The organism is Porphyromonas vaginalis, assembly GCF_958301595.1.
In the GTDB taxonomy this organism is placed as follows: domain Bacteria; phylum Bacteroidota; class Bacteroidia; order Bacteroidales; family Porphyromonadaceae; genus Porphyromonas; species Porphyromonas vaginalis.
Map to the genome: position 1 here is coordinate 2,005,730 of NZ_CATQJU010000001.1, position 22,159 is coordinate 2,027,888.

Annotated in this window: 11 protein-coding genes; all 11 read left to right on the forward strand. The window is 49.5% G+C overall.

Going from position 1 to position 22,159, the window contains the following annotated elements; translation table 11 throughout:
* The first annotated feature begins 115 nt into the window (after positions 1 to 115).
* The 11 genes from Q2J34_RS07775 (at position 116) to Q2J34_RS07825 (ending at position 22,042) form a co-directional block, all read left to right on the forward strand.
* Positions 116 to 1,339, forward strand: a complete 1,224-nt coding sequence (locus tag Q2J34_RS07775; RefSeq protein WP_298887612.1) for a DUF4876 domain-containing protein — start codon at positions 116 to 118, stop codon at positions 1,337 to 1,339.
* 275 nt (positions 1,340 to 1,614) lie between these two features.
* Positions 1,615 to 4,434: a TonB-dependent receptor gene (locus Q2J34_RS07780; RefSeq protein ID WP_300969811.1), complete on the forward strand. Its 2,820-nt coding sequence runs from the start codon at positions 1,615 to 1,617 to the stop codon at positions 4,432 to 4,434.
* Between the two features lie 6 nt (positions 4,435 to 4,440).
* On the forward strand, positions 4,441 to 6,117 hold the full coding sequence (locus tag Q2J34_RS07785; protein WP_300969814.1) for a DUF6850 family outer membrane beta-barrel protein: 1,677 nt from the start codon (positions 4,441 to 4,443) through the stop codon (positions 6,115 to 6,117).
* 66 nt (positions 6,118 to 6,183) lie between these two features.
* A complete protein-coding gene (locus Q2J34_RS07790) occupies positions 6,184 to 7,752 on the forward strand; it encodes a hypothetical protein (protein WP_300969816.1) in 1,569 nt (522 codons plus the stop codon).
* A 36-nt stretch (positions 7,753 to 7,788) separates the two neighbouring features.
* Positions 7,789 to 10,719: a hypothetical protein gene (locus Q2J34_RS07795; RefSeq protein ID WP_300969818.1), complete on the forward strand. Its 2,931-nt coding sequence runs from the start codon at positions 7,789 to 7,791 to the stop codon at positions 10,717 to 10,719.
* Between the two features lie 50 nt (positions 10,720 to 10,769).
* Entirely contained in the window at positions 10,770 to 16,055 is a 5,286-nt protein-coding gene (locus Q2J34_RS07800; RefSeq protein ID WP_300969820.1) for an InlB B-repeat-containing protein, read from the forward strand.
* 711 nt (positions 16,056 to 16,766) lie between these two features.
* The gene (locus tag Q2J34_RS07805; protein ID WP_300969822.1) at positions 16,767 to 17,996 is read left to right on the forward strand and encodes a site-specific integrase; all 1,230 of its coding nucleotides are present in this window, start codon (positions 16,767 to 16,769) and stop codon (positions 17,994 to 17,996) included.
* Positions 17,997 to 18,001: 5 nt separating this feature from the next.
* The gene (locus tag Q2J34_RS07810) at positions 18,002 to 19,180 is read left to right on the forward strand and encodes a site-specific integrase (RefSeq protein ID WP_300969824.1); all 1,179 of its coding nucleotides are present in this window, start codon (positions 18,002 to 18,004) and stop codon (positions 19,178 to 19,180) included.
* Between the two features lie 167 nt (positions 19,181 to 19,347).
* Entirely contained in the window at positions 19,348 to 19,965 is a 618-nt protein-coding gene (locus Q2J34_RS07815; protein WP_300969826.1) for a TetR/AcrR family transcriptional regulator, read from the forward strand.
* A gap of 98 nt (positions 19,966 to 20,063) precedes the next feature.
* Positions 20,064 to 20,897: a hypothetical protein gene (locus Q2J34_RS07820; RefSeq protein WP_300969828.1), complete on the forward strand. Its 834-nt coding sequence runs from the start codon at positions 20,064 to 20,066 to the stop codon at positions 20,895 to 20,897.
* Positions 20,898 to 21,151: 254 nt separating this feature from the next.
* Complete coding sequence (locus Q2J34_RS07825; RefSeq protein WP_300969830.1) at positions 21,152 to 22,042, forward strand: hypothetical protein; 891 nt, start codon at positions 21,152 to 21,154, stop codon at positions 22,040 to 22,042.
* Positions 22,043 to 22,159 lie beyond the last annotated feature (117 nt).

Genomic DNA, 22,159 nt, shown 5'->3' on the forward strand with positions numbered 1-22,159 from the left:
CGTCTGTAGGGTCTCTACCTTTGCAAAGGATTTCGGTGGGGTGACGACTTAACTTGAGCACATGCTCGCTGAATCTAGAAGTTTATAAAGCACCAAATAAATCAATCCTAAGACAATGAGAATACCTAAGATTACATCAATCACACTAGTGCTGATCGCACTCTCCGCCCTCATACTGGGTGGCTGTAAGGAAGATCCGAATAACCCCGAGCCCAATAAAGGTACACAGTGCAAAGTGACTGTGCAGCTGGGGCTAGACAAGGAGGTCGAGCTCGCCAAGCTCATGCTCACTGTCACCGACAGCCGCACGCTCAAGAAGAGCGAGACGGAGGTCGACAAGAAGAGCCGTACCGTAGAGATTACTCTCGACAAGGGCACCTATAGCTTTGCCGTATCTGGTGAGACTGTGGATCACCGCACGCTCGTGGGTGCTAAGGAAAACGTCGTCGTCAGCGATGCTATGACGCTCTCCATACCAGTCCAGATAGGTGAGGCTCCTACGCCAGAAAAGTCTCAGCTCATCTTCGGTGACATCTTCTTCAATGGCGAGACCAATGCTCGTATGATGCACCCAGATCAGTACTTTATGATAGTCAACAATGGGGAGAAGACCGAGTACCTCGATGGTATCTGCTACGCTGTGACAGCTCATGGTAACCCAATGCCGGAGTCTCCCTGGGCTAATTATCTAGCAGACAAAGAGGAGCTACCCGTGGCTGGCATCTATCAGTTCCCAGGTAGTGGTAAGGAGTATCCGATCAAGCCTGGAGAGTTCAAGATTGTGGCTGCGACGGCTATCAATCATCATACGGAGGATAAGCCAAACTCTGTAGACCTCTCAGGAGCTGACTTTGAGTTTCTCTTCCCAGATGTAGAGCTTCCTGGTAGAGATGGTAAGACAGTCAAGATTACAGATACAGACAATCCTGATGTACCCAATATGAATATCATCGTAGACTGCTTCTCTAGTACGGGTATCGCACATCCTAGAGGCTTTTGGCCACCACTCCTCTTCAAGGTGGAGGGCGATCTAAGAGCGTTCCTTAAGGATCATGTCATGCAGGTAACTAATAAGAAGGGCGAAATGGAGAACTACTACACCATCCCTGTAGACCTTATCCTAGATGGCGTGGAGACGGGTTGCGAAGGACAGTTCGAGACGCGTGCGCTACCGATTACGGTAGACAAGGGGAACTTCTTCGTGACGGGCTGTCACCGTCAGGAACTAGCACATCGCAAGACCGAGATGCGCAATGGTCGCACTCATTGGATCGATACTAACGACTCAACCAACGACTATGAGCGTGTACAGGGGCAAAACGCTTATCCTAAGAAGTAAGAGACTCGCTAAGCCCATCACATCTTAATTATCTACCGTAGGGGGGCGTGCATAGATACGTCCCCCTACCTAACCTTACTGACCGCACACACACTATGAGACTGTTGCATAAAGGCGAATCGCTGCGTTGCTTTCGGGATTCGGCTTCGGTCACATACGGAGGTATGCTCCCTTCAGACCTCACCCTCAGCGCCTTGCGCTTCATCCTTTCTGCAAAGTCAGGACAATCTTGCAAGCAAGATTGTGAGACTGTTGACTTTTGCAACAGTCTCACTATGGCTATGCTACACAGACATACGCTACTGACTCTTATCACGCTTTGGCTCTTGCTCCTACCTGAGCTTAGCTTTGCCATGTCGTATACGACTCCTCCGCCAGCAATCGGCATCACAGGACGTGTACGCAATGCTAAGGACCACGCTCCTATCGGGTGGGCTACAGTAGGGATCAGCGAGACCAATCAGGGTGTAGTCTGTGATGCTGATGGTCGCTTTACCCTGCCTCTCCGACAGGGCGGTACCTACACACTGGTGGTGCGCTGTGTCGGCTTCGCCCCATATAGTCGCACGCTCTCGGTCCAGGGGCTAGAGCAGGTTGACATCTCCCTACGTAGGCTGAGCATTGAGCTTCCTGAGGTGGAGGTGCTGGGTGCCTACCGTAAGGACAAGAGCGAGGTGGTCATCGGTCAGGAGGCTATGCAAAACATACAGCCAGTCTCGATAAAAGACATTTTGCTCCTGCTCCCAGGTGCTGTGACTACGACGCCTGGCATAGGAGACTTCAAGGGGGTGACCAATCGTCAGGTAGGACAGGACGACAATAGCTCCCTCGGCACCTCAATCATGATAGATGGTGCTCCTATTACTAACGATGCCTCTCGTGTGCAGATGCAGGGGCTGACTGGTATGAGTCGCTTCTCGACCTATCTGCCAGATCGGGTGGTCACGAGGCGTAGCTCGCTCAACTCGGGGATAGATCTGCGTACGCTCTCGACCAATCACTACGACCGTGTCGAGGTAGAGCAGGGTATTAGCTCCGCCTCCGAGGGTAATCTAAGTAGTGGAGCGATCAAGCTACACCCTAAGCGTGGTGTGACGCCCTGGGAGGGGCGTGCTAAGGTAGACCCGCTCTTCAAGCTCGCTTATATAGGCAAGGGTATAGCTCTCGGCTCTACGGGTTACAACAGTCTACACATTGGTGGCGATGTGGTAGACTACCGAAGTGATCCTAGAGAGCGCCTAGAGCGCTATACAAGAGCTACAGCGCAGCTCTCCTACGCCTATCATAGAGACCTGGGTGATACTGGAGGTGTGCTAGACGTGACCGCCACGCTACACCAGACCGCCTCTATACAAAACAGCCGCACGGACGAGCTGGTAGAGCAGCAAGATGAGCGATACAATACAGAGTACTACCGCACGACACTGGTGGCTAATGCTCGCTGGTCGCCTCAGCTCTCGTGGCTCAGGACTTTGTCGTGGAGATCGACGGTGGACTATACCTACGACCTCCTCAGTCGTAAGTATCTCTATCTATCTGGGCGAGGTCCCGCTGTCATGCCTATCAGTAGGGAGATGGGACTACAAGAGGGTGAATTCCTCCCCACCTCTTACTATGCTTACTACAAGATGGACAATCAGCCCTTAGCACTTCAGACCACACTATCGGGTGAGAGTCCTATGGCCTGGCTGGCTCCTCTGCAGCAGACACTACTATATGGTGTCGACTACTCCATTGCTAAGAACTGGGGCCGAGGTGCAGTCATAGACCCTTCCCGCCCTCCTTATCCTGGTGACAATACGTTTATATGGGTTCGCCCTAACTATGCCATCCCAGCTCTCTCGAATATAGCACTCTTCCTAGAGGATCGGCTCTACGTCTCACTAGGTCGTCACCGCATAGATGGCAACGTGGGGCTACGTGCCACGCAGATGCTCAACCTACCGGACAACTATCGTCTAGCACACGAGATACTCCTCGATCCACGCATCAAGCTCTCGTGGACCTATACAGCACCCTCGGGCTTTGCCACGGCTGTGCGCCTGGGATATGGTGTGGCTCACAAGCTGCCTACGCTAGACTACCTATATCCAGACAACGTCTATCGATACTTCTCCGCTCTTAATGCCTACTACAGCGACCCTAAGAGAGACCACTTGATGACTTACGCGATCAAGCACGACCCCTCCAACCCTAATCTAAGGGCTATGAGCAATGAAAAGAAGGAGATCGGCATAGATCTCTCTTATCAGCGCTATACGCTCGCTGTGACGCTCTTTCAGGAGGATATGAATAGCGGGTACGCCTACGCTCCAGCCTATTATCCGATCACTTATCCTACCTACCGCCGTCCTATCGGAGGCTCGCTCCCGGCGGGTAAGAGACCTGTCAAGGAGGACTTCTACGAGGACCTTTACCAAGACTTTACCTCGCTCTCAACGGTGCAAAACTCTGAGCGAACGGTGAAGCGTGGTGTCGAGTACCGTCTGCGGACTCCTTACTTTAAGGCTATCCGTACACAGTTTGAGCTCAATGGTGCTTACTACCACACGCTATACGCCTCTGCTATACCCGTTATGTACCGCCCGGAGATTATCGAGTTCGACGTTAAGTACCCTTACGTAGGTATCTACGGCAAGGGGGATCATCGTCACTACCACCGTGTCAATACCAATCTATGGGCTACAACGCACATCCCCGAGTGGGGGGTGATACTGACCAATTTCTTTCAGGTGATATGGTTTAGCAAGTCTTACTATGGGCGTGAGCAGAGCCCTTATCCCTATGAGCTGATGGACCTGAATGGCCGCAAGCTACCTGTCGGTGATAAGGAGATCGCACAGATGAATGACCTCTCCTCTCCGATGCGCTATCTCAATAGATCTCTCGATGAACTCTACTATCGGGCGAATATAAAGCCGATCTCTGTACGTATGAGCTTTAAGGGTACGAAGCAACTCGGCGAGCACATCCGGCTCTCATTCTTTATCGACAACATTATAGACATCTCTCCGAAGTATCTGCAAAAAGACAAGACGACGGCTCGTGAGTGGGTCGTACCTTACTTTGGACTAGAGACCTCCGTAAAGTTTTAATACACTATGTATCTACACGCCTTCACCCACTCCTCTCTATCTATCCGTAGCTTCGCCCTTTGCTTACTACTGCTCGGCTATGTAGCGGTCACAAAGGCGCAGACGCCCGCTTCCCCCTTTATCATAGGGCAGGGAGAGGTCTATAGCTCTGCGCTCCAAAGGTACTATGCGGAGATCACACCACGAGTTGAGGATAAGCTTGCTAAGGTGCGCTACACAATCCCGACGGAGATACCGCAAGACACGACCTATGCTCTCGTGGGGCTACGGAGTAACTACCTCTCTCAGGACGGGGTCAGAGCTCCTTATGAGGGAGCCACGGAGACGGCCGGAGAGCTGGTGGCGATGGGTGTGGCAAACTTCAAGCATCGAGGTCGTCTCAGTGGCTATGTCTCTGTAGGCTTAGGCTATCAAGGCACGATAGGCTACTCAGCCATACGACAGCCTGAGTACTACCTACCATACCTTGTCGCTGACACTTCTGGCGGTGACTATCGCTATGAGCATTATATCGCAGGCGCTCTCTATGCGCTCAGACGAGGAGCCTCAGAGCTGGGCGCTGGGCTACACTTCGCTGGGGAGATAGCCTATAAGTACGAAGACCCTCGTGTCTACAATACAACTGGTACTCTCCAAGCGACCCTAGGCTACAAGCATCACTTTAGCTCGCTAGATCTATCGGCTACGCTACATGCGCTCTATCATCGTAAGTATATGAACTTATGGCTCTGGAGACCCTCACAGCAGGACAAGTTCCCGCTAACGTACGGCTTTGGGATGGTGGATGTGCAGAATACTAAAATCTTCTTTGGCACCTCTCGTATGCACTATATGGGTGGTGTGGCAGTAGACCTATTATTAAGGAGTAGACAGCGTGAGTTCGGAGCTCCTCACTATACGCTCTTACTCTCTGACCAACTCTACAAGATGCGGACGGAAGAGTCGTCCGCTGCTGGGCTCTTCGGACTCCTTAATAATAATGTGAGACTGCTCAGTAGTGTGGGGTGGGGCAGGTGTACCTTGGCTCTAGAGAGTAGCATACTACATCGTCTAGGTACCGAGTATATCTATGCGACCCATCAGCCAGACCAAGAGCATCTCACCATCACAGATCTACGCCAGATCGGTCAGCGACAGACCTATCGGCAGTCAGACTACGACGCTCAGCTCAGAGGACGCTATCAGATCCCGCTCTCCTCTAGACATCAGCTAGCTCTCTCCCTCGGCGGGGGCTATCACTATCATCAGGAGCTTTACAAGGGTAGCTCTAATCACATAGACTATAGTGTCGTGAGACCCTGGGCGGGCTGTGACTATCGGTACAGCGATCGTCTCTACACGGCTCTCTCCGTGGCGTATCGTCTACCGCTCTCATCGACTTATGTCGTGGAGCGTGGCTACAAGGATCAGCTCGACTACCAGCTGGCTTACCTGCCTCTACTGAGTAAGCTCAAGTCTGGTCTAGAGCTTAGATGGCATGGTCAGCTAGCCATACCACTGCCACGTAGCCAAGCGATGACCATAGGCGTGGATGCCTTCTACGCTCCTAATCGACTAAGCACAAGACGACCTCTCTACGAGGGTAGGCCGACTACTACCTCGGGTATATTTAGCCATCCAGAGCTGATCGGGGAGCAGGCACGCTCCTACGGAGTGCTCCTCTCCTTGACTTACCATATCTAATTCCTTTGCTTCTGCTCGTCATACCTATGGAGAGCAACTAATAATCCAATAAGCCAACAATAAGCTATGCACAAGTATATACTCTACTTCGTCTTACTCCTTCTACCGCTGACAAGCTTTGCTCAGCAGCGCGAAGCCATCAAGATTACGACAGACAAGAAGATAGGCGAAACCATTACCCTCAATATCATTGCCAATGGAGATATCACCATCGAGGGACTAAAGGGTATCTACGACCCAGCCGAGGATGTCTCTTATGAGATCCAGTCTCAAGAGATTACTTTCACAGGACCGATCACTGACTTCAACGCCAATGGGTGTGGCATTACAGACATAGATTTGTCTCGCGCCTTGTCGCTGGAGTGGCTCGCGATCAATGACAATAAGATACGCAAGCTGAACCTATACTACTGCGACTATCTAGCGCAGCTCCAGTGTGCTAACAATCTTATTAAGGAGTTAGATCTCACGCTAAATGAGCAGCTACAGCAGGTCTTTGTGGACAATAACTATCTCAAGCAACTAGATCTAAGCAACTGCCCACAGCTCTCCACGCTCAATTGTAGTGGCAATATGATCTCCACACTAGACTTTGCTGATTGTCCCTTCCTCAACCAGCTCTTCATCTACTCCAATAGGTTTATGGCCGAAGGGATAGACAGCCTCATCGCTCATCTGCCCAATCTGACACCCAATGCACAGCGAGGCTCCATCGTGGTCTTAAGTAAGGTGGATCCTTACGAGCAGAACACTATCACCCAGGAGCATATCAACCAGCTACAAGCTAAGGGGTGGACCGTCAAGTGTCGTACTAGTAGTGACATCTACCAGCCCTATGACAACAACCTCCCTGCAGATCGCTCGGATCTGTCCTTTACGACCTTTTATCCAGAGATAGAACTCGGCGAGCCTATATCCTTCACCATACGAGTCAAGGAGGGGACGGAGCTCCTCATGCGAGGGGTCAAGGGGGAGTGGCGCAATGGAGAGCGCATCCAGTATATACTAGATAAGCCCGCCATCACAGTGCGAGGAGCTATCGAAGAGATCGTAGCTGACAGCTGTAAGATATCAACGCTCTTTCTGGATCAGCTACCTATTGCTACCCGTCTAAGCTTTGCGGGCAATCAAGTAGAGGATATGTGCTTTAGGGCTATGCCGAGATTGCGCTCTTTCATCTGTAGTCAGGGGCATCTATCAGAGGTGCTCGTGCAGCAGATCGTAGACGGGCTACTGATGATCCCTGAGTCTGAGAGTCCAGCTATACTAGGTATCTATGATGACTCGGTAAGACCTGAGACGAATCAAATGCGCCCCAAGCAAGTCACTGAGGCTAAGGCTAAGAGATGGCAACCCTCCCAGTGGGATGCTTCCTCTCACACATGGATACCCTACGAGGGTAATCACAGAGCATGCGAAGCTCCACTTCAGACGGAGCCTTACCAGTGCTTTGTCGAGGGAGCTGGCATAAGGGTCAGAGGAGCAGAGCTACCCTACAAGACGCTCACCATCTACACGCTAGATGGCACACAGATCTTACAGACTACACTTACTCAAGCTGATAGCTATATACCTCTATCTAAAGGTGTGTACATATTGCGCATAGGTAGTAGTAGCCGTAAGCTCATCATCTGAAGTTGGATTTTTGACTTATCATATCTAATTCCTCTTATGAATATTCTCAAGCAATTATTCTTCCTTGCCTCTCTTGGCATAGCAACCTGCGTCACAGCTCAGAGTACCGCGGAGTCCATAACTATAACTCCTACGGGACAGTATAGCGAACTCACTGGCTATATCTCTGGTGAACAACTGTGGATTGACTTAAATGGCAATAAAACTCTTGACTCTGGCGAAGCTGTCCAGTCTGGTAAGAAGATGGTCAAGGCATTGCAAAACAACCATCTCCCCTTGACAATCTATGGCAAGACGATAACAGAGCTGATACTACAAAACAGTGAGACCCCAGATCAAATCAAAGCCATAGATCTGACCGCAGCGCACTCTCTCACTAAGCTAAACCTCAGGGGAAACCCCATCGTTGGTGAGCTTAGTCTCCAGTCTTGTCCAAGCATTGCTGAGGTCAATCTGAGAGAGACGATGCTAGAAGTGATCAATGCGACAGCTTGCTATTCGCTCACCCATCTATACGCCTCGGATAGTCCTAAGCTTCACAGCCTCCTCCTCTCAGATTGCAATAGACTATCGTGGCTCGAAGCTGATCGATGCGCTCTCCAGAACCCGATACTCAGGGGGGCCATATCGCTTTCCTCCATTCATCTAGATGACAATGAGCTGAAGGAGCTAAATATCCCGATGGCTTGTACCAATCTCAAGGTCGTTAGTGTATCCAATAATCCGAACCTAAAGGAGCTGTCTATCCGTGCACTCGCTACCGTGACTGGGCTCTACGCCTCTCGTTGTGGGCTTACTGCTATAGATCTCTCTCGAGGTGCTCTGCTAGAGAGCGTAGATCTCTCTTGCAATGAGCTTCGCGAGCTTACCCTACATGTCAATCCGACACGCCTCAAGGAGCTTCGGATCTACCAAAACAACTTCTCGTTAGAGCGTATGAAGCAACTCGTGTCTACGCTTCCTGCAGATGATAAGTCTAGAGAGGAGAAGCGTTTCATAGCTATCAATACGCAGGGTATAACGCCCCGAGAGGCAAATGTCTGCTCTAAGAGTGTTGTCTCTCTGGCGAATAGTCTAGGATGGGATGTCTATGACTATCACGGTGGTGTAGAGCAACTTTACGCAGGCTCTAGTGACCCAACGATTGACCCGACCAAGGAAGGATTTATTATTACGACTCAGCAACAACGTGGGGGAGAGCTCTCTCTTGACTTGAAGGGGAGCAATCTCTTTATAGATCTCAATGGCAACAACCTCTGCGACCCTGGTGAGAGTCTTCAGGTGGGACATAATCGCATCACTCTCTCGGAGCGAAACATCGTAACCATCTACGGATCTGACATAACAGAGGTGCGTATCCCCAATGGTCAGCTAAAGGGTGTCGATCTTGCTCAGGCTCCTCATATAGAGTCTCTAGATCTTAGTCATAACCTGCTGGAGTTTGTTGACCTATCTGCACAGCAACAGCTCAAAGAGCTAGACCTAAGTCACAACTACCTGAGAAGCCTCCTGCTACCCTCGCAAGCCCCAATGAACAAGCTCACACTAGCTTTCAATCAAATCTTTTCGATAGAGCTACCCGCCTATCACGATCTGCAGGAGCTTTGGCTTAGCAACAATAGTCTTACCTCCTTTAACCCGCTAGCCCTCAAGTCGCTTCAAGAGCTACATGTTGAAGTCAATAAGATAGATCTCATAGCAATGCGAGATCTAGTCTCACAGCTACCTACCAAGGCGACCTCAGAGACTAAGGGTAAGCTGTACGCAGTTGATACCACTGCCCCCGATGAGGGTAATCATATCTCCAAGAGTATGGTCACCACAGCACGTTCCAATGGATGGTCGGTCTACAATGGCCAGACAGCTGATTACGAGGGCGAGCCTGACCAAAAGCTCGGAGAGCGTGCCGAGCGTATTGTCATAACTGTCAGCTCCGAGGATTCCACGCTACTCTCATTCTTCCCTAAAGGGGAGGATTGCTGGGTTGATCTCAATGGCAACGATAGCTATGACCTAGGTGAGGAGATTGACGCAAGCGCAGGACGTAAGCATCAGATTAGGGTCGGCAGTAAGCAGACCTTCGTACTCTATGGTCGGCAGATTACAGAGTTGCGGATCAATGACCAAGCACATGTTTCTAAGGTAGATGCCTCCGAGGCTCACTCGATAGAGCTACTATGGGTTCGAGACAACGACCTATCGGAGATTATACTGCCTAAAGGCAAGACACTCAAAAATCTAGATCTCTCCAATAATAAGCTCTCTGGAGATATAGACCTGCGTCCCTACACTGCTCTTGAGGAGCTATTTCTAGTCACCAACGCTTATCAGGGCGTTGCTGTGTCGGGGTTGCAGCAACTAAAGGTCCTATCTCTGAGCGAGAACAAGCTCTCTACGATAGACCTTACAGGTTGTGATAACCTGCAGGAACTGTACCTAGCATCTAATCAATTCGCAAGCGTGGACTGTAGTCACCTCCACAAGCTGGAGACGCTTTCGGTCTTTAGAAATCAGATCAAGCGTCAAGCTATGCAGCAACTCATTGATGCCCTAAACGACATCGCTCCATCGTCCAAGATACGTGGCAAAATCTTCAACGTCCTCTATGTCACCAGAGATGGTCAGCCATCTCTAGAGGAACACAACGAGCTGACGCCAGAGCAGATCAAGCAGGCCGAGCAGAAGCAGTGGACCGTCAATGGCTGGAAGGAGGGTGGTGGCGTCACCGTCATCACAGCTCTTCAAGAGTGTGTCACTCCATCAGTGGATGCCTTGACTTGGTACCCGATAGAGAGTGGATGGGTCATTGCTCCACAGCATCTAGATGGTACGGCTATCCTCTCCGTCTTCTCACTCGATGGGGCACTGATATATAGAGGTCTTGCTGATCAAACGCTTGAGATACACACGCCACTTCATAAGGCTTTGTTAGTCTATGGAGATCTGCGCTATCTACTGATACGATGAGAGACTTATAGACAACTATATCATAACTTACATTTCAACAAATACAATCTATGACAAAACGAATACTTTACCCGATTGTCTTTGCCCTGCTGCTCCTTTTGGGAGGATGGGGCAGTAAGGCAAGCGGTCAGTCTAGCGGAGCGACTTATGCCGTCCGCTACACCCTGCCCAAGGGGGTCTCTGCCCTAAGATGTGTTACCTACTTCCCCCCAGAGGGCAAGGTGGTAGTAACATCAGGACGCAAGATTCCTGCGGGCGTACAGCTCACCTTTACGGCAACTGTAGAGGATGGCTATGAGATCGACCACTGGATGGTCAATGGTGAGCTCGCCCAGCATGAGCCTGAGGGCTATGGCGGTGCTAAGATGATGGAGATGGAGATGCCCGAAGAGGACATCGATGTCGTCATCGTGATGAAGGAGCCTGAGACGGCTACAGATGAATGCACAGTCACATTAGAGAGTTCCGCAGGAGGACATCTCACGGCTTTCTATGTCGATAGGGATCCATTCACTCAAGAAGAAGATAAGGTTTATGTATATAATGGCGATCCCGTACCTAAGAACATCACGCTCGAAGTGAATGCGATACCTGATATGGGGGCAAAGATCGGTAAGTGGTACCTAGATGATGTCGCTATAAGTGGATCAGAGGGGAGCACTCGACAGACCTTTGTAATTCGTAAGGATACAAAGATTAAAGTAGACTTTGAGTCTTCAGGACAGAGCTTTGAGGGGGTCGTCTTTACATTCCAAGAGGACACTCCCGAGGGCACCATTACTGCCTATTACGAGGATGACAACTTCAATCACAAAGCCTTCCACTCGGGAGATAAAGTCCCTATGGGTAAGATGGCTTACTTCACTGCTACCCCAAAAGCGGGTTACGAATTTGACTATTGGACCCTCAATGGAGAGAAAGGAAGTCCCTATCTGATGGTTGTCGACGAGCACACCTGTAAGCTTACTGCAGAAGAAGACGACACCATCGGAGCCGTCTTCAAGCGGACCGCTCCTGCAGGGCACAAGATTACGCTTACAGCTGGTGAGGGAGGTACGCTCCAGTGCTCTCTATCTAATGGTACAGAGGTACAGTCTGGCAGCACTGTCGATGACGGTGTAGCTCTACGGTTCACCGCTAAGCCTAAGAGTGGCTACAAGACTGATCAGTGGACGATCAATGGCGAGCCATTTGCAAAGGGCAAGGGCAAGAACACTATCATCCAAAAAGCTGACAAGCCACTCAATGTCGAGGTCTCCTTCCTCAAGGACATAGAGCTTTACACGGTCGAGTATGTCGCAGAGGCGGGTGGTACCATCAAGAGTGCCACATACTATGATCGTACTACTTACAACTACGTAGACTTTCAGAGTGGCAAGGAACTACCCAAGGACTCCGAGGTTGACATTGAGGTCGAGCCAAAGGCGGGCTATGTCGTAGACCTCTGGTATCTCAATGATCAGCCTATTGATGCCTCCAAGGGCAAAACTAGCCAAACCATCACGATCAGTGAGAATAGCAAGATCCGTATCACCTTTGCTACTAAGCCCAAGCAGACCGTAACGTACACAGCTAGCACTGGTGGTACCATCCAAGGTACTCTACTAGGCACCGCCTTTGACTCTGGATCTAAGCTCGACGAGGGCTCGTACATTATATTTACCGCTACACCCGATGATGGATATGAGGTTGATCAGTGGCGTATAGATGATGAGGTTATCACGCGCTATGCTGGCAAGAAGGAGATAACGGAGCGTCTTGGCAATAAGCCTCTCAAGGTGGAGGTCTCCTTCAAGAAGCTCCCTGTCACCTTCCCCGTTTTCTTCACTGCTGGTGAGGGTGGTACTATCGTAGCTACTGTAGCTGAGGGATCGGCTCAGAAGGGTATCTCAAGTGGTGATGCCATCGTTCAGTACAGCCAAGTCACATTCACCGCAAAGCCAGAGAGTGGCTACCTTGTTGATCAGTGGACTGTCAATGATCAGCCTCAACAATTCTTCGCTGGTAAGCCAGAACTCACTCGCTCTGTTCGTGAAGCTCTCAAGGTACATGTAACCTTTAAGGAGGACAAGCCTGCTAAGCTCTGCACGATCAACTATACCAAGGAGAATGAGTGGGGTACGCTCGTCGCTTATTATGACACGCAAGCCTCTGGACGTATCAATGTCAAGCCTGGAGATAAGGTAGAGGAGGGATATATGATCACCTTCCTAGCTACTCCTAAGGAGGGCTACACCATTGATCACTGGACATACAATGGTACCAAGACTCCTACCGTCAAGCTCGAGATGCTGACCGTTACGGCAAAGGAAGATATGACTGTCGCCGTGGTATGCAACAAGGCAAAGCTATGTACCGTAACCTTTGATGCTGTCAGTGAGGGTGGCAAGATGACTGCCTCTTACCTCAAGGACGAAGGGTTCAACGGCTACAAAGATGTCTACATCAAGTCTGGCGACCAAGTGCCTGCAGGTACTGAAGTGACCTTTGTCGTAACACTCACAGAGGGCTACACGCTGGAGCATTGGCTCGTCAACAATACGAAAAAGGCCTGCGACAAATACAATCCGCTCCGCCTACGCGAGCTTGTGATCAACGAAGATACAGAGGTTAAGGCCGTCTATAAGGCTCCTCAGAAGCCTCAGCATACCGTCACCTTTACCGCTGGTGAGGGTGGTACTATCGCTGCAACGGTTGGTACTGATGCAAAGGCTATCGAGAGCAAGGATCAGGTAGAGCAGGGTGCTGTTATTACCTTTACCGCTACGCCTCAGGAGGGCTATGAGCTAGACCAATGGATGGTCAATGGCAACCCCGCCGTCGCTGGTGCCGATACGAAGATCGAGGGCAATAAGCTCATCGTCACTCTGGGTGACCAGGACCTCAAGGTCGAGGCGACCTTCAAGAAGCTTCCAGTCACCTACGAGGTTACCTACTCTGCTGGTGAGGGTGGAGATATCATCGGAGCTACTTACAATGGTCGTACGACCATACCTAGCGGGTCAAAAGTAGATGAGAATGTCTACATGCGCTTTACGGCGATGCCAAACACAGAGCAGGACTACAAGGTCGATCAATGGATTGTCAATGGTGAGGTACAGAGCCAGCTCGCTGGAAGACCTTATATCACTTGGCAGATTAAGGCAAAGACCGATGTCAAAGTCACCTTCAAAAAGGAGCAGATGTATGAGGTCGACTACAAGCCAGACAATGAGTGGGGAACTATCGAAGCCTACTATTACGATGGTGGTCGTAAGGTAGCTGTAGAGCCCAAGGCCAAAGTCAAAGAGGGTACCTTCGTAGAGTTTCAAGCTACGGTCAAGGAAGGCTATGCCCTAGATGCATGGACCAACAATGGTGAAGAAATCCCAGTAGCTGATATTGAGACCCTCAAGGCCAGCATCACACTGCGAGCTAACGCCGTCATTGATGTCAAGTACCATAAGCTAGTTGTCAAGCATGCTGTCTCCTTTACCGCTGGTGAGGGTGGTGCTATCGCTGCAACGGTTGGTACCGAGGCTAAGGCTATCGAGAGCAACGATCAGGTAGAGCAGGGTGCAGTCATCACCTTTACCGCTACGCCTCAGGAGGGCTATGAGCTAGACCAATGGATGGTCAATGGCAAGCCTGCCGTCGCTGGTGCCGATACGAAGATCGAGGGCAATAAGCTCATCGTCACTCTAGGCGACCAGGACCTCAAGGTCGAGGTGACTTTCAAGCAGACTACTCCAGCAGGGCACAAGGTTACGCTCACAGCTGGTGAGGGGGGTACGCTCCAGTGCTTCCTATCTGATGGTACAGAGGTACAGTCTGGTAGCACTGTCGATGACGGTGTAGCTCTACGGTTCAACGCTAGGCCTATGAGCGGTTACAAGACAGATCAGTGGACGATCAATGGCGAGCCATTTGCAAAGGGCAAGGGGCGCAACACCATCATCCAAAGAGCTGACAAGGACCTCAATGTCGAGGTCTCCTTCCTCAAGGACATAAAGCTTTACACTGTCGAGTATGTCGCTGGTGAGGGTGGTACTATCGCTGCAACGGTTGGTGCCGAGGCTAAGGCTATCCAGAGCAAGGATCAGGTAGAGCAGGGTGCTGTTATTACCTTTACTGCTACACCTCAGGAGGGCTATGAACTAGACCACTGGATGGTCAATGGCAAGCCTGCCGTCGCTGGTGCCGATACGAAGATCGAGGGCAATAAGCTCATCGTCACTCTAGGCGACCAGGACCTCAAGGTCGAGGTGACCTTCAAGAAGCTCATCGTCAAGCATACCGTCACCTTTACCGCTGGTGAGGGTGGTACTATCGCTGCAACGGTTGGTGCCGAGGCTAAGGCTATCCAGAGCAAGGATCAGGTAGAGCAGGGTGCTGTTATTACCTTTACTGCTACACCTCAGGAGGGCTATGAACTAGACCACTGGATGGTCAATGGCAAGCCTGCCGTCGCTGGTGCCGATACGAAGATCGAGGGCAATAAGCTCATCGTCACTCTAGGCGACCAGGACCTCAAGGTCGAGGCGACCTTCAAGAAGCTCATCGTCAAGCATGCCGTCACCTTTACCGCTGGTGAGGGTGGTACTATCGCTGCAACGGTTGGTGCCGAGGCTAAGGCTATCCAGAGCAAGGATCAGGTAGAGCAGGGTGCTGTTATTACCTTTACCGCTACGCCTCAGGAGGGCTATGAGCTAGACCAATGGATGGTCAATGGCAAGCCTGCCGTCGCTGGTGCCGATACGAAGATCGAGGGCAATAAGCTCATCGTCACTCTAGGCGACCAGGACCTCAAGGTCGAGGTGACCTTCAAGAAGCTCATCGTCAAGCATGCCGTCACCTTTACCGCTGGTGAGGGTGGTACTATCGCTGCAACGGTTGGTGCCGAGGCTAAGGCTATCGAGAGCAACGATCAGGTAGAGCAGGGTGCTGTTATTACCTTTACCGCTACGCCTCAGGAGGGCTATGAGCTAGACCAATGGATGGTCAATGGCAAGCCTGCCGTCGCTGGTGCCGATACGAAGATCGAGGGCAATAAGCTCATCGTCACTCTAGGCGACCAGGATCTCAAGGTGGAGGTCTCCTTCAAGAAGGTAAATGCTATCTCTCAGATCTCTGAGGCAGGGCTAGCTGTCTATCCTAACCCCTTTGCAGAGCGTATCGTCATCACGATACCAGCAGAGTGTATCGGTCAGACAGCCTACCTAACCTCTATGCAGGGAGAGATTGTCCTGCAGATGACTCTAGACCAGGTCGAGACCGTCCTCTACACCGACGCGCTCAGCCACGGCACCTATCTGCTACGAGTAGGTAGTCAGTCGCAGCTACTGATCAAAGAGTAATGATGCCAGACAGGTACCTTACCGTCTAACCCCCTGAGACTGCTCTCACAGTAGTCTCTACAATGCGAGGGAGGAGATATCATAAGGGTTATCTCCTCCCTCTTGCTATATGCCCGTCTGTGAAAGGTTCAGCACCACGTCTCTATACGCTAGAGGTACCAAATGGAGACTGTTGCATAAAGGAGAATTGCAGTGAGACTGTTGACTGTTGCACCAGTCTCCTCTAGCGAGCGGGTACCCGTTGCAGTGCCACGGGTTAGTCATCGTCATACTCAGTCGTATCATGCTGGCTCCGTATTACATACGAGTTCCAAAAACGGTTCCCCTCTTGGAACTTTTTAGTTCCAAGGGAGGAACTTTTCAGTTCCAGCGGAGGAACTTTTTAGTTCCAAGGGAGGAACTATTAGGGGGAAGGGCATTAGGGAGAGGATTGCGGGTAAGTATATGGAAATGAGAGGGATTTGCACGATATCTCAGTGGTTTGCACTGCGAGGTAAAGTGCAAAAGAAGTGGATTTGTGCAGAAGTTCCGTTACCAAATCGTTAGCCCATTCTCGGAATGGTAACGAAGAGGTAGGAGCAGGTAACTGACGGAAGAGTATTCGGTAAGTGAACTTTCTGCGATTCGGGTGCTGCTGCTCTGATATACAACGCTTTGCATAGCTGAGAACGCTCCGGTAACGGGTAACTTTGCCCATAAAAACAGAAGCGTATGCAAACAGACAAAATGAAGGTGTTGCTCTACCTCAAAAAGAGCGGATTGGACAGGTCGGGACTAGCTCCGATTATGGGGCGGATAACCTACGGGCGAACGATAGCTCAATTCAGCTGCAAGCTGTCGTGCGACCCCAAGCTGTGGAATGCTCGTGAGAGCAGGCTGAACGGCAAGAGCCGTGAAGCTGTGACAACGAATGGCAAGTTGGAGCGCTTGCTTCTCTCGGCGCAGTCGGCTTATCAAACCCTTTGTGAGCGAGGGGTTGTCTTTACAGCGACTGACATCAAGGAGTTACTGCAAGGTAGTATGCAAAGCCAAATCACTCTCTTGGAGCGATATGATCAAATGCTTGAAGAGATGAAGCAAAAGGTGGGGATAGAAATCAAGGGGACGACTTTAAGTAGTTACTACACTACTCGTAGGCACTTACACGCTTTTATCCAAGAGAAGTTCCACACGACAGATATTGCTTTCAGTCAGATTGAAGAAGACTTCTTGGATTGCCTACAACACTATTCTGTCGGAAAGCTGGGGCATTCGCAGGGTCATTATCGTAAGATGGCATTAGCGGTGAAGAAGGTCTGCCGTTTGGCATATCGTGAAGGGTTGATAACGCGACAACTGTTTGCTCACGTAACGATCGAACGAGGAGAGAATAAGCGACCTCGTGCATTGGATAGGGCTTCGTTGGATAAGTTGCAGACCCTGACCTTTGAGCCGTATGAGGTGGAGTTGGAGACTGCTCGCAACCTCTTTCTCTTCGCCTGTTATACGGGTGTTGCCTACTGCGATATGGTTGCCCTTAGTCGGGAGCATCTCTTTACGGATGATGAGGGGGCATTATGGCTTAAGTTCCGCAGACAGAAGACCAATACGCTTTGTCGGGTGAAACTCTTATCTGAAGCGGTGCGTCTGATGGAGCGACATCAATCAAAGGAGCGTGACACACTCTTTGCACCTATTCCTTATTCGGGCTACCTCGCCCACCTCAAAGCCCTACAACTTCGAGCTGGTATCACCATTCCCCTTTCGGCACACGTTGGTCGCCACACCTTTGCGACCTTGATCACTTTGGAGCGAGGAGTGCCGATTGAAACAGTGAGCCGAATGTTGGGGCATAGCAATATCCAAACGACCGAGCGATATGCTCATGTGACTCCGAAGAAGCTTTTCGATGAGTTTGAGCAATTCCTCTCTTTCACTGAAGAGCTAACCTTAACCTTGTAAGAGCTATGCGCAGTACATTCAGAATACTATTCTATATCAATAAGAGCAAGACCAAAGCAGACGGCACAACGGCAATCCTTTGCCGTATCACCATAGACGGAGCGAGCGTAGTGATAACCACAGGCGAAAGCACTGCCCCCCACGATTGGAGCGTGAAGCGAGGGGAGACAAAGGAGAAGAAGACCAACCAACGCCTGCAAACCTTTCGAGAGAATGTCGAACAAGGCTACAACTCCTTGCTTTACAAGTATGGAGCAGTGAGTGCCGAGTTGCTGAAGAACTACTTGCAGGGTGTCGGGAAAACTCCAACGACCCTGCTTGCTCTTAGTGCGGAAGAGCTCAAAGCCCAACGAGAATGCAGTAGTGCGGGGACGTATAGGAACAATCGGTACGCCGATAGGCTGCTTAACTCTTTTGTGCGCAGTCGCAGTGAGCAGGATGTCCCCTTGTCGGCTCTTACGATTGAGTTCTTTGAGGATTATCGCTGCTATCTGAAGAGGGAGGGCTATGCACCTGCAACGATAAATAGCCATCTCTGTTGGTTGAGTCGATTGATGTACCGAGCCGTCAGTCAGGGGACGATACGCTTCAATCCGTTTGAAGAGGTGAAGTATGAAGTCGTGGAGCGCAAACCTCGTTTTCTGAGTAAGGGCGATGTGGCAAAGCTCTTGGCATTCCCGTTGCAGGATGAAGGCGCAGAACTAAGCCGAAGAATGTTCCTTTTCTCGGCCTTTACAGGCTTGGCTTTTGTAGATTTACAAGGGCTACGAGCTTCGCAAATCGAGACGAACAGCGAGGGGAAGCGGTATATTCGCGAGGCAAGACAGAAAACAGAGGTGGAGAGCTTGATCCCCTTGCATTCGATAGCGGAGCAGATACTCTCTCTTTACACGAAAGAGAAGAGCAAGGGGGATTACAAGATATTCCCCGATACAATGAGCGACTGGAAGCTACTCCGTCATCTCAAAGCCGTGGGGTTGGCATGTGGCATCCGTACTCCGTTGACTTGGCACTGTGCAAGACATACGTTTGGGACGCTAACGCTAGAGGCTGGTGTGCCTATTGAGAGCATTGCTAAGATGATGGGGCATTCGTCTATTGCCAGCACGCAAATCTACGCCCAAGTCACCGACCAAAAGATTGCGAGGGATATGGATAAGTTGATCAAGAGAAAAACGAACTAGAGCGTACAAGAAGAGTTCTTTTACACGAATATTAGTGGGTGGAATGTACGGGAACGCAATCCTTCTATTGAGATTTGGTTGTTTGCTTTGTATTTCCTACCTTTGCTTCAAAGTTCACTCAGTAGTCGGTTTATTTTCTGATAAGAGTAGAACATATATAGGTTTATATGGCAAGAAAATCAAGCAAAGAGAACATAGTAAAAGAAGCATTTAGGCTTTTCATTTTAAAGGGATATGACAGAGTTAGTATTGCCGAAATTGAGAATGCTGCAAATGTTTCAAGAGGATTAGTGTTTTACTATTTCAAGAGTAAAGAGGATATGTTCAAAAGTGTGGGAGACATGTTCTTCTTCAATCATATCTCTTCTTCAAATGAAGGATCTCAATCAAAGTATTCCATTTCAGAAACACCTCTGAGAGACTTTATTGTAGAACAACTCTGTGCTATTAAGGACAGGATGGACTCCCTAAGTCAAATAAACAAAGGAGATGCGAAACATTTTCACTTCTATCGATTTATTCTTGAGCTCAAAGCTTTATATCCAAGTTTTGAAGATGAAATGAAAGCCTATGAGGAAAGAGAGTCCTCTTGTTGGATAAATATTATCGAATTGGCTAAATCCAAAAAGGAGATATCGTCAAGTGAAACAAGCGAAGATATAGCTTCTTTGTTTAGGCACACTTATATAGGTCTTTCGTTTAAAGACGCATTATTTTCAGGCTTAGATATTGAGCAGCTGGACAAACTTTGGAATACTCTATACTCACAAATCAGCACACATTGAGGTGGATAGGGGAGTACCTATACACCCTACACCATATAAACTGAATCACTCTAAATATATAGAGCAACCTAATACAAACCCTATAACACAATAAAGTTATGAAACGAATCCTATCAACCCTAACCGTACTGGTCATGCTACTCTCCTGTAGTCAAAATGCTCCAGCACCTAACCAAAAGGACGATCAAAAGAAAGCGAACAAAGAGCAGCAAGACCCTAACAAAAACGACAAGGGAGACCCTAGCGTAACCCCTCAAGGTGAGTATATCTGCTCTGGACATCAGATAAATCGCTACTACAAGATCAGTGACCTATCCATCAAAGAGGATGCTCTCAAGAAAGATCAAAACGGGAGCTATACGATGACCGTGGAGTTTGTCACTAAGAACTTCTATGGGTATAGAAAGCCAGCAGCAGAGGTGAGCAAGTTTGCTCAATGTGCCAAGAAGTTTGGAGATACCGCCTCTAGGATGACGTTCCCAGAAGCCATTGATCTAGGCTTTGCTTTATCGGCCTTCGTGAGCGATGTCACAATCACTACCGCTGAAGACTTTGACGCAACTCATTCCGCAGGCTCTTCACTATCAGACCTTGTAGAAATTGAGTATCTGACAGCCTATCCGAGTATCAAGCGTAACTATGACCCAGCAAGTCTAGAAGGGCTAATTGAGCCTAACGTGGACTACTCCGATCCTCGATATGGAGTGCAGCGCGTCAACAAGACTCTCAATAAGGTGTCGCAAGAGGAGCTTGCGATGGTCTATCTAGCACCAGACAATGCAGTGATAGATCCACAGGATCCACAACACAAGAATATCCTCTATCGCCTGCGCTTCACTAAAGCTCCTTCTAATAGCGTCCAAACAGTGACCATCAAGATCACAACGGACGAAGGTGTCTACACCGCAACAAAGAAAGTAGCCTTCTTGTAAAGGGCGGGCTACGTGTTACGCAACACATTAAAACTCGTGTAGGGGCGGATTTGTATCCGCCCCTACGTAACTCGGGTATCTTCTTGAAGTAAATATTTGACATCTCCTTTTCAAGTTGCGACTTTAAGGTGCTTTTCCTGATACACCCACTTTTGCTTTTGAATATGAGTGGGAGATTCTCGTTTGGAACAGTGCTTTTGTCTAACTGACAATCAAAAACTTGCACTTAATAATCACTTATAATACATAGGATTATGAAAAAGAAATTACTGCTGTTTATGCTGTGTTTGAGCGTTGGAATGACTGCTCTTTCACAGAGCAAGACTGATATCTATGGTCTATTGACGACCATGGATCATCCGTCAAAAGCCACTCAAGGAGCTATCCTTGCAATTATGACTGATGAAGCTTATATCCCGATACAAATTAAGGAGGGGGTGTATGCTACAGTGGCAAATCCGCAGTCCAATACACAAACACTATCGGGTAAGCCTATACAGCTAGACAGCATCTACCACTTTGTCTGTAGGCAAGATGGTGATGTCTACAGCTACGACTTCGAGCAACTCCATAAAGGCGCAAAATACGTCACTGTAGAGGGCTGTTTTGTGAATGAGACTATGGGGCCATCAGAGCCAGGGGGAGAGCCGCTCCCTGGGTTCTTCTTTTACTTTCTGACAACGACTGGACAAGAGATGGGACTAGCCAGCTTTTCTGGACGTTCTGAGGCTGCAAACACTTTAGGAGGGTGGAGTCGTGCACATTCGTATCTCAAGAACTGGTATGATTCGAGTGTTTCCCCAGACACATTATACACAGTAAGATTTCTCGAGCTAGAGACAGGATACTATCGAGGTCGCTACATCCCTACTCATCTGCTGAAGTCTAAGCCTTTGGCGGTACAGCAGATGGGAGATGAGAATAGACCTCAGATAGAGGTTGAACGTGGTAAACTGCTCATTAATAGTGAGCGTCCTATGACGTGCATTACGCTCTCAAATATCGCAGGCTACACAAAAGCGTATGACATCAACAACCCACAGGAGTTTGTCTTATCACTCCCATACCCTAATCAACCATATGTGATTCATATAGAATTCGCAGACGGCTCTACACCGTTCACTCAAAAGATACTACCGCTATGAAAAGGTTTACATTGATGGTCAGCTTCTTGACCTTGCTTTGTCTGAATATAGTAGCTCAAAACTTTGAGCTTGATGAGATAAGTAATATGTTTACAGAGGAGGAGTATAGGGCTAGTA

Excerpts from the sequence above, each read along its gene's own strand:
- Q2J34_RS07790 (WP_300969816.1), top strand. The coding sequence starts at position 6,184 with ATGCACAAGTATATACTCTACTTCGTCTTACTCCTTCTACCGCTGACA.
- Q2J34_RS07780 (WP_300969811.1), top strand. The coding sequence starts at position 1,615 with ATGGCTATGCTACACAGACATACGCTACTGACTCTTATCACGCTTTGG.
- Q2J34_RS07775 (WP_298887612.1), top strand. The coding sequence starts at position 116 with ATGAGAATACCTAAGATTACATCAATCACACTAGTGCTGATCGCACTC.
- Q2J34_RS07815 (WP_300969826.1), top strand. The coding sequence starts at position 19,348 with ATGGCAAGAAAATCAAGCAAAGAGAACATAGTAAAAGAAGCATTTAGG.
- Q2J34_RS07810 (WP_300969824.1), top strand. The coding sequence starts at position 18,002 with ATGCGCAGTACATTCAGAATACTATTCTATATCAATAAGAGCAAGACC.
- Q2J34_RS07825 (WP_300969830.1), top strand. The coding sequence starts at position 21,152 with ATGAAAAAGAAATTACTGCTGTTTATGCTGTGTTTGAGCGTTGGAATG.
- Q2J34_RS07820 (WP_300969828.1), top strand. The coding sequence starts at position 20,064 with ATGAAACGAATCCTATCAACCCTAACCGTACTGGTCATGCTACTCTCC.
- Q2J34_RS07785 (WP_300969814.1), top strand. The coding sequence starts at position 4,441 with ATGTATCTACACGCCTTCACCCACTCCTCTCTATCTATCCGTAGCTTC.
- Q2J34_RS07800 (WP_300969820.1), top strand. The coding sequence starts at position 10,770 with ATGACAAAACGAATACTTTACCCGATTGTCTTTGCCCTGCTGCTCCTT.
- Q2J34_RS07805 (WP_300969822.1), top strand. The coding sequence starts at position 16,767 with ATGCAAACAGACAAAATGAAGGTGTTGCTCTACCTCAAAAAGAGCGGA.
- Q2J34_RS07795 (WP_300969818.1), top strand. The coding sequence starts at position 7,789 with ATGAATATTCTCAAGCAATTATTCTTCCTTGCCTCTCTTGGCATAGCA.